This window comes from Vibrio sp. 1288, from assembly GCF_033344475.1.
The window spans coordinates 1-606 of record NZ_JAWPOX010000775.1 but is presented as its reverse complement, the minus strand read 5'-3'; the positions used below and the strand labels follow the sequence as shown (position 1 = coordinate 606).

Sequence of the window (606 nt, the reverse complement as noted above, 5' to 3'; positions counted from 1 at the left end):
GGCGTACCCGTTAAGCCTATCTTGATAGCGTTGGTATCAGACTGAGTCAGGTTGGCCAGAAAGCTACCTTTCGGGTTGTAACTGCGGTGAACCTCATCCAGGAAGTAAACACGTTGGATGGTGACGTTATAGTCTTGCGTTGAAATAACGTCGGGGTCATCTTTAAACTTCTGAATGTTGACGACGGTTATTTCGGCTTTGCCTGAGTGGTTGTGAATCACTTGTGTGGCTTTGATGTCACGTGTGAACGCTTCACGGGAGTTTATGGTATGAACAATCAAGCCGCGTGCAGTGAACTCTCGCTGTGCTTGTTGCAGCAAGTCTAGTCTATCGACGATAAAATAGAACTTTGGAATGATCTCTCGTTTTTGGAAGTAGTCCGTTAAGAACCCAACGTTGTAATAGGTTAACGCAGTTTTACCACTTCCTTGGGTATGCCAAATAATCCCTTTACGAACCCCTTCGTTTAGCTTTCGCTCAATAGCTTTGGTCGCAAACATCTGTGGGTAGCGCATGATGTGTTTTTGCAGGCCATCACTCTCTGATACGTAGACCAATGCATAGCGTAGAACAAAGGACAAACGCTCTTTGCTGAGTAAAGAGGTA

At 45.4% G+C, this 606-nt stretch carries 1 protein-coding gene; it reads right to left on the bottom strand.

What is annotated here, in order from left to right:
- The coding region (locus R8O11_RS29300) for a DEAD/DEAH box helicase family protein (protein WP_318195134.1) at positions 1–606 on the bottom strand (606 nt) is incomplete at both ends.